The following is a 7,356-nucleotide window of genomic DNA, read 5'->3' as shown; positions in this document are numbered from 1 at the left end:
CGGGGGCGCTGGTCGCCGCGGGGGTAACCCCGGGAGACACGGTGGCGGTTCAAGCCTCGCCTGAGATGATCGGCACCACTGCCGCAACGATCTTGTACAGCGGCTCCCGGCACGCGTTCGAGCACCACAAGACGACCCTCGAGCTGCTCAGCAAGCCACGGTTTGTCGGACAGACGCCGGAGGCAGCCGCGGTCTGGGACCTCGCCCTCTTCGGGGTGTGGTACGACGCCCAGCTCGGCCTGCTACGAGCCCTTGACGCGGTGCGGGAGGCCGGCATCGACGTGGCGGAGTTCTCCCACACGGCGAATACCCAGCTCGGCCACGTGGTCGCGGCGATTGCCGCCACCGTCTCAGAGATGCAGCAGGCCACCTACCCTTCAGGCCCCGCGGACCTTACTGAGCACCTGACGGTCGTCCGCCACCTCATCGAACTGCGGACGGGTCGACCCCTCGGCGATGGCGGACTGCCCGAGGTAGCGGCGAGAATCGAAGCGCTCATCGCAGACGGCCGCGGAGGCGAAGGCCTAACTGCGACGGTCGGGTAACGTTCCGCCCACCGGCACTCGCTCATCACCTACGAGCGGTCGGCTGACTTGTCGATCTCGCAGGTGCGGACCCTGACGCCCCACGGCGAGGCGGCCACCGCCGAGCGGGCCTGGGCCGACTTCCGGCTGCGGCTGAGCTGACTCGGGGCCATGCGGAGCAACGCCCCCGACCTTGGGGTCGGGGGCGTGCGCGCGTCCGTGCTACCGCGCGGGCGGGCCTGACCAGGTTCACCGCAGGTTTGGCGGCGCGCCTACCCTGCGAGCATGAGCCATGATGACGCCCTGGCTACCGAGATCGCCCACGAGCCGGACATCAGCTCCGGCCCCACTCCGGCCACCTTCGCCACGAGTTCTCAGGTTGGGCGCAGGCGACTGCCCTTCTCATCGGACAGGCCATGGCCGCCGGCGTGATCGGCAAACTCACGCACGAGGCGCTCAAGGCCGCGCTCGGCAAACTGCGGCGCCGCGAGCGGGCCGACGAACTTCTGTACCACGACCCCGACTTCGAGCTCGTTGCCCGGACAGCGGTCAACTGGCAGTGCGTGCAGCATGGCGTCGCCGACCAAGCCGGCGCCGAGGTCGAGGCAATCTGATCGCCGACGCCAGACGGGTTGGATGTGTACTTCCGCGTCCCCCGCGGAGTCACCGCCACCGTGCACCTTTGTCGTTCGACGAGCAGAGGGCGGACGTCAAGGCGGAGGTTCGCCTGCCGGAGAGGTTGGTCAGCCAGCAGTAGTGGCATGACAACCTGCCCGAGTCAAGGAGTCCAACAGCGGCGTGCTAGACCAGGCATCCATGCCAAGCAATGAAAGAGGGTTTTCGCAAGTCGCTGACCTGCGGAAACCCTCTCGCTGTCGGGACGGCCGGATTTGAACCGACGACCCCTTGATGGGATGAAGGAGCGGGGCCTCCGCTCCTCGTGACAGTCACCCTCGGCGGTTGTTTGCTGGGGGTTGTCACGACTCACCACTACGAAGGAGGCCCCTGGTGGATGAGTATGGCGGCCGTCAGTATGTGGGGATAGACCTGCACCGGCGGCGCAGTGTGATCGTGCGGATGACCCCGATGGGAAACGGCTCGGCGGCGCGGTTCGTATCGACAACGACCCGTTCGAGTTGGCACGGCAGGTCGGTTCGTGGGGTGAGAGCCCGCAGGTGGTGTTGGAGGCCACCTATGGCTGGTACTGGGCGGCCGACGTACTGGCCGACGCCGGCGCGGTAGTGCACCTGGCGCATCCGTTGGGCATCAAGGCGTTCGCCTATCGGCGGGTGAAGAACGACGAGCGTGACGCTGCCGACCTGGCGGACCTGCTGCGGATGGACCGGCTGCCCGAGGCGTGGATCGCTCCGCCGGAGATTCGCGGCCTGCGGGAAGCTATTCGGCATCGGTGCAAGCTGGTCGCCTTGCGCTCCGGGCTCAAGGCCCAGGTTCATGCGGTGTTGGCCAAGCAGGGTGTGCGTGTCTCGGTCTCGGACCTGTTCGGCGCCGGCGGTCAGAAACTGCTCGACGAGCTCAGCCTGGATGCGCCGTTTCACGCGCGGGTGATATCACTGCGGCGGCTGATCGACGCGTTCACCTTCGAAATCGACGCTCTCACCAAGCGCACCGAAGCCCAACTGAAGACCCACCCCGGGTATCAGGCGATCCAAACCATCCGCGGCGTCGGACAGGTGCTGGCCGCGGTGTTCGTCGCAGAGATCGGTGACGTGACCCGCTTCGCCCGCCCCGAGCAGCTGTGCTCCTGGGCCGGACTGACCCCCAGGCATCGCGAGTCCGACACCAAGGTCCACCGCGGCCGGATCACCAAACAGGGCAACCATCTCATGCGGTGGGCCGCCGTCGAAGCCGTGCAAACCCTGCCCAGCGGCCCGATCGGGCGCACCCGCCTGCGCGTGGGCGAACACCGCGGCGCGAACATCGGCAAGACCGCCGCAGCCCGCAAACTCCTCACGCTGGTCTTCTACGGGCTACGCGACGGGCACATCCGTTGCCTGGCCCGACCAGCGTGACCACCAGCCCGGCGCAGCCAGGACGCGAGGTCGCTGGGGGTATGACCCCCACCAACGGTGGCGCGGTCGAGTGAACTTGATTGACCCCGCCTGGCTGCAGCCGCACCACTCCATGCCGCCACAGCATGCGCGGCGAAGGGATGACCGGCAACCGGACCACCCGTTCCGCCATATTGTCCATTCCGGACACTGGAGACAGCGGCCCCACAACCGAACAGCCGCGTTCCCGGCGCCACGATGATGCGCCGCCGGGGACCGGCGTCAAGGCCGAGCCCTACGGGTCGACCTCCGGTCGAACCTTGACACCGACCCCTCGACGACGCGTGCCCACACCCGCCCGGGAAACCATCAGAAAACGACTAAAAACACCCGACGTTCGATACTTGACCAGCCCCGCTCCTTCAGGGATGACCCCCAGGACGAGGCGGCACACGTTTGTGCACGTCACACACCCTCTGCTTATGATCAAGCCGTTCGGTCGAGTGCACGCCGTGCATCAACGCGCACCACCTGTGGTCCCTCGATGGTCCCCGAAGGCAGCTCCTGCATCGGCCGCAAGGGCGCGAGGAGTTCCCGCACGTATGCGGCACACTGCTCATCGATCATGTCCCATGGCCTGGCCCGGTTTGGCGCACGGCGTAGCAGGGTAGAACGGTGGGTCACCGGGCCCCCACCGGGAAAGACGGAGGCACCCGGTGACTACGCGCGGCGGCGTTAGGCCGGGGGGGGACTGGCAGGCTCCGCAGGGCAATGCCGGCGTCCGCGACGCGCGATGTCGGCTCGGCGGTCGAGCGGCGGGGGCCATCAACCGCCGCCGCGGTGGCGCCGCTGACCTTTCCCGACGCGCGGCGCAGCCGGTACGCCAGCACGGCGGCGGCCAGCAACGGACCCCAGACCGGGAACGGAAAGATCAGCAGAGCCAGCAGCATGCCGACGCCCATACCATCGCTCTCCAGCCCGTGCAGGACGAAGCCCGGCGCGGCAACACACGCCGCGGCGGCGACCACGCCACCCGGGATCACTGCCACCCACGGCGGCACGGGACGACCGCCCACCATCGGCAGCCAACGCGGGAACCGCTCGCCCCACCGGGCGATCAGGCCAAGGGTGAGCACCGTGCCGCCAACCGCAGCCACCCCGAGCCCCGCACCCTGCATTCGGGTCGCTGGATTGTCCTCGCTGCCCATCAGGCCAACCGGCCACGGCGTCAGCCAGGTCAGCCGGAGCAGGCCGTACGTCAGCGGGCACAGCGCCGCCGCGATCGTGACGAATCTCCCCCACCGGCGGGCACCTTCGGGGGTCGTCCAGGCCGGAAGTTGACCGCCACCGCGCAGCAGCATCGACTGGTGCAGCAACCGGTAGGTCAGGAACGCCCAACCGGCGGCGATGGCCGACATCCCAATACCCCACAACAGCCGCAGGTCGTAGCTCGCAAAGCTGTGCCCCACGTTGCGGGCGAACCGTGACACTGAGCCGACGGTGAGGAAGCCGGTCGCCACCCCGACGGTGGCCAATGCCAGCACCACCCCGGCGGCCAGGTACCCGATCCGCTGGCGGCGAACGCAGGCCACGGCCACGGCGGTAAGTACGATCAGCGGACTGGTCAGCGTAAGGCTATAGGCAAGCCCCACCATCAGCGTGATGTCGGCCATCACCAGGCCAAAGAACAGGGTCTCGGCGACGGCGATCGCGCCAGCGATCCGCAGGGAGGTGCCCCGGGCGCACCGGCGAGCCGCGAACGCGGTGGCGACCAGCCCCAAGGCCGCGGCCGCCAGCAGCATCACGCCTGCGAGCCGATGCTCGATCAGGTGGGTGACCGATACCGTGACCTTGTCGGCGGAGCCGAATGGATAAATCGACGGGCGGCCGAGCCACAGCGCGCCCACGCCGGCGACGAGGAGCGTGAGCATGCCCGTCGCCGCAGCTGATCCTCGTGGTGGCTTTACCGCGCAGGCGTCGTCATTCTGGGTGTCCATGGCAGGCACGTTAGAAGGATCTGGTCGGGCCGGGCTCCCCCTGCCGGGGGAGCCCGGCCCCCCCACCGAGCGATTCGATCAGGTTTGTCAACGCCGGCCGAAAATTTTCGGCCGGCGTTGACACGGGCAGTCATTGGTGCGCCAGGCGACCCGGCCACGCTGCTGATCGGCCGGTTCGACCGACGGGGCCGGCTGAGGTACACAGGACGCACCCACCCGCTGCGACCGGCGCAGCGACGGGAACTCGCTCCGCTCCTGACCCCGCCGTACGCGCAACGACCCGGCGGCCCGGTCGGGCACCCGTGGCCGCAGCCGCTACCCGCAAGCTGGTCCGGGCAGCTCGACCGGCCGGAGCCGCTGCGGTACGCCCAGGTCCAGGCGGCTGTCGTCGCGGAGATTAAGGTCGACACTGCGTACGAGCACTACAGGTGGCGGCACCACGTCCGCTACATCCGCCCACGGCTCGACCTGTCCGTCTACGACGTGCCGCTGCTGCTCGACATCGGCAGCTGAGCGGGTCGGCGCGGATTCGGCTTGGTCCCGTAGCCGCCCTCGGCGCTGGGCGCCATCGACCATTCCAGTAGTCGCCCGGCGCTCCACCCTGCCCGCTCATCGCCGCCGTTACGCTCGGCACGGCCATGTCAGCCCGTCGAAGGGAGCAGCGGTGGACGACGTCCTGGACGAGATCGTGACCGATGACGCGCGGTGGAGCTTCATCGCCGGCGCGCGTTTCGTCGGGCCCGACGAGTGGCGCGACGAGGCGGAGGCCATCGTGCACCGATCGCTGCACATATCGGCACTCGTTGAGGGCCTGGCTGATGCCGCCGACCCGGAGGGGCAGCTCATCAACTTCCGGCCGGACCAGTTCTACCCGGGCGCACTGTCGGACAGCCTACGAAATGAGCACGACCCCAAGGGCTGGAAGATGGCCTACGACCGGTTCGTGGCGATGGTGCTCATGGATGCTGCGTACGAGCTGACCCGCCGCGGCCTGATCGCCCAGCGCGGCAACGGCGGCTCGTTCGACTACCGCCTGACCTTGCCGGCTGCCGAGTAGCGGTCGGCATATCAGACGGGTGGCCGAGGTGGCTCAGCCCCCCGAGCGGCTCACGTCTCCTTCGTGAACTCCGCCTGCCAGAACTCTCGGTTTCCATCCAGGATCCGCGAGGCCGCGAAACGGCGGCCTGCTTGCGGGCTGACGTGCATGTTCCCGGTGATCTCGACGGCACCCCCGAAGCCCGCGAACCCGGACAGATCCCGCTTGGCGGGGTACAGCACCGGCCACTGCTCCGTGGCCTGGCGAAGCAGTTCCGGGTCTGCGCGCCGGCGTTGCCACACCGCCTCCAGCTGGGTGCCGGCGGTCGCGGCGAGGTCGACCAGCTGGTCGAGGACGCCGGCCATGGTGTCGCCGGCGTGCTCGGGCAGGAGCATCTGGTCGACCTTCTCCCCGAGTACGAACGCCTCGATGTCCGTGAGCTGGGGGTCTCTCGGCAGATGCACCGAGTGCATAAGCTTGCCCCGGCGGCGATCGGTCCAGGCGAGGTGGTGGACCGTGAAGCGGTGCGCACGGTGCACGAGGGTGTTGCGCATGCTGAGGGTCCACGGCAGCCAGCCATGGGGGCCCCCGTCGGCTGCGGCCAGGATCTCCTTGATCGCGGCCTCCTGCACCTCCCGAGCCTTGCTGCCCTTCGGCGCCAACAGCCTGTCGCGCTCCCTGTCCGTGCCGATGGCCGCCTTCTTGAGCGTCGACCAGGACGCTGTCACCAAGTCGGTGCGGAGGCTGAGCACGCCGATACCCGCCCCGGCGATGGCGTCCAACGCGCTACCGCACGAGGTGAAGAAGCCGTCTACCGCGGCGCCGATGCGGTGTTGCCGGCGGAGCTCCACCGGGCCGCGCTCGGCGATGAGGCTTGGCCCCGTCAGGGCGTTGCGTCGATGCCACTCCGTGTCGGCGAAGAGGTTCTCCCGAAACTCCAGCTCGTGCCACGCGGCTGTGCGAAGGCAGGATCCGATCTGACCGGCGATCTGGAGCAGGTAGTCGCTGGCGAAGATCGTGTGGGCCTGGCCCAGGTAGCCGTGCCACCAGCCGAAGCCGCCCCGCGCGTTGTCGAGGTCGTCGAACATCATCTGGTGCACCCGGCCGACCGCCTTCACGGCGGCGGCGACACGGGTCTCAGGATCCGGCATCCGACTATCTTGGCTGGCCAGTGGGGAGTTGCCCCCTGGTCCTGGACACTTGAGCCTTGGATCGTGATGGTCCGGGGAGATCAGGAGTCCCTGACAGATGGTGATGAAGCACTACCCCGCGGAGTTCAAGGCTGACGCGGTCGCGTTGTACCGGTCTCGTCCCGGGGCGACGATCGCGCAGATCGCTGACGATCTGGGTGTCAATCGGGAGACGTTGCGCAGTTAGGTCCGCGCCGATGATCGGCGTCGGGGGGCGCGGCGGCCGTGCCGGCCGCGCCGCCGGCGGCCGGTTCGGTGGAGGATGAGAACGCCGCGTTGCGGCGGCGGGTCCGGGAGTTGGAGGAGGAACGGGACATTCTGCGGAAGGCGGCCCGGTATTTCGCCGGGGAGACGCGCTGGTGAGACACCCTCTGTCAACCTTCGGCTCGTGTGGTGGGTGCGAGGGCGCGGTTGCGGTTAGCGGTGTTTACGTCTTCGTTGTAGGTGCGGCCGAGGCGTAGGCAGTGCCAGAGGAGTTCGAGCCAGCGGTTTCCGAGTTTGCGTAGGGCGCTGGAGTGGCGGTCGCCGGCGGCGATTTTGGCGTTGTAGAAGTCTCGGGCCCAGGCGGAGCGGGTGATGCTGCAGAACGCCCATTGCAGG

General features: G+C 68.7%; 6 protein-coding genes and 3 pseudogenes. 6 read left to right on the top strand and 3 right to left on the bottom strand.

Translation table 11 applies throughout. The features are described 5' to 3' along the window. The 3 genes and pseudogenes from FXF52_RS39805 to FXF52_RS39795 all read left to right on the top strand — a co-directional run. The coding region (locus FXF52_RS39805; protein WP_222870936.1) for a hypothetical protein at positions 1-545 on the top strand (545 nt) is incomplete at its 5' end. Between the two features lie 395 nt (positions 546-940). After that, positions 941-1,138, top strand: a complete 198-nt coding sequence (locus FXF52_RS39800; protein WP_148804813.1) for a hypothetical protein — start codon at positions 941-943, stop codon at positions 1,136-1,138. Between the two features lie 477 nt (positions 1,139-1,615). Beyond that, positions 1,616-2,554 (top strand): annotated as a pseudogene (locus FXF52_RS39795) (IS110 family transposase); the annotation flags it as partial. Between the two features lie 659 nt (positions 2,555-3,213). Here FXF52_RS39795 and FXF52_RS39790 read toward each other — a convergent pair. After that, positions 3,214-4,530 carry a hypothetical protein gene (locus FXF52_RS39790; RefSeq protein ID WP_148804812.1) on the bottom strand — a complete coding sequence of 439 codons (1,317 nt, stop codon included), beginning with the start codon at positions 4,528-4,530 and terminating at the stop codon, positions 3,214-3,216. A gap of 117 nt (positions 4,531-4,647) precedes the next feature. Between FXF52_RS39790 and FXF52_RS39785 the strand changes: the two genes are divergently transcribed. Both FXF52_RS39785 and FXF52_RS39780 read left to right on the top strand, forming a co-directional pair. Continuing rightward, the gene (locus FXF52_RS39785) at positions 4,648-5,043 is read left to right on the top strand and encodes a hypothetical protein (protein WP_148804811.1); all 396 of its coding nucleotides are present in this window, start codon (positions 4,648-4,650) and stop codon (positions 5,041-5,043) included. A 151-nt stretch (positions 5,044-5,194) separates the two neighbouring features. After that, a complete protein-coding gene (locus FXF52_RS39780; protein ID WP_148804810.1) occupies positions 5,195-5,587 on the top strand; it encodes a hypothetical protein in 393 nt (130 codons plus the stop codon). Between the two features lie 50 nt (positions 5,588-5,637). Here the strand turns inward: FXF52_RS39780 and FXF52_RS39775 are convergent, their stop codons facing one another. Beyond that, a complete protein-coding gene (locus FXF52_RS39775) occupies positions 5,638-6,717 on the bottom strand; it encodes a hypothetical protein (RefSeq protein WP_148804809.1) in 1,080 nt (359 codons plus the stop codon). A 97-nt stretch (positions 6,718-6,814) separates the two neighbouring features. Between FXF52_RS39775 and FXF52_RS43725 the strand changes: the two are divergent. Beyond that, a pseudogene (locus tag FXF52_RS43725) lies at positions 6,815-7,104 on the top strand (transposase); the annotation flags it as partial. A gap of 26 nt (positions 7,105-7,130) precedes the next feature. Here the strand turns inward: FXF52_RS43725 and FXF52_RS42745 are convergent. Further along, positions 7,131-7,356: pseudogene (locus tag FXF52_RS42745) on the bottom strand (hypothetical protein); the annotation flags it as partial.

The organism is Micromonospora sp. MP36, from assembly GCF_008119785.1.
Classification (GTDB): Bacteria; Actinomycetota; Actinomycetes; order Mycobacteriales; family Micromonosporaceae; genus Micromonospora.
The sequence above is the reverse complement of the archived record's forward strand: the minus strand, read 5'-3'. Positions and strand labels throughout refer to the sequence as shown.

What these genes read in the sequence shown, in the direction of transcription:
- FXF52_RS39800 (WP_148804813.1), top strand. Translation starts at nt 941, where the DNA reads ATGGCCGCCGGCGTGATCGGCAAACTCACGCACGAGGCGCTCAAGGCC.
- FXF52_RS39790 (WP_148804812.1), bottom strand. Translation starts at nt 4,530, where the DNA reads ATGGACACCCAGAATGACGACGCCTGCGCGGTAAAGCCACCACGAGGA.
- FXF52_RS39775 (WP_148804809.1), bottom strand. Translation starts at nt 6,717, where the DNA reads ATGCCGGATCCTGAGACCCGTGTCGCCGCCGCCGTGAAGGCGGTCGGC.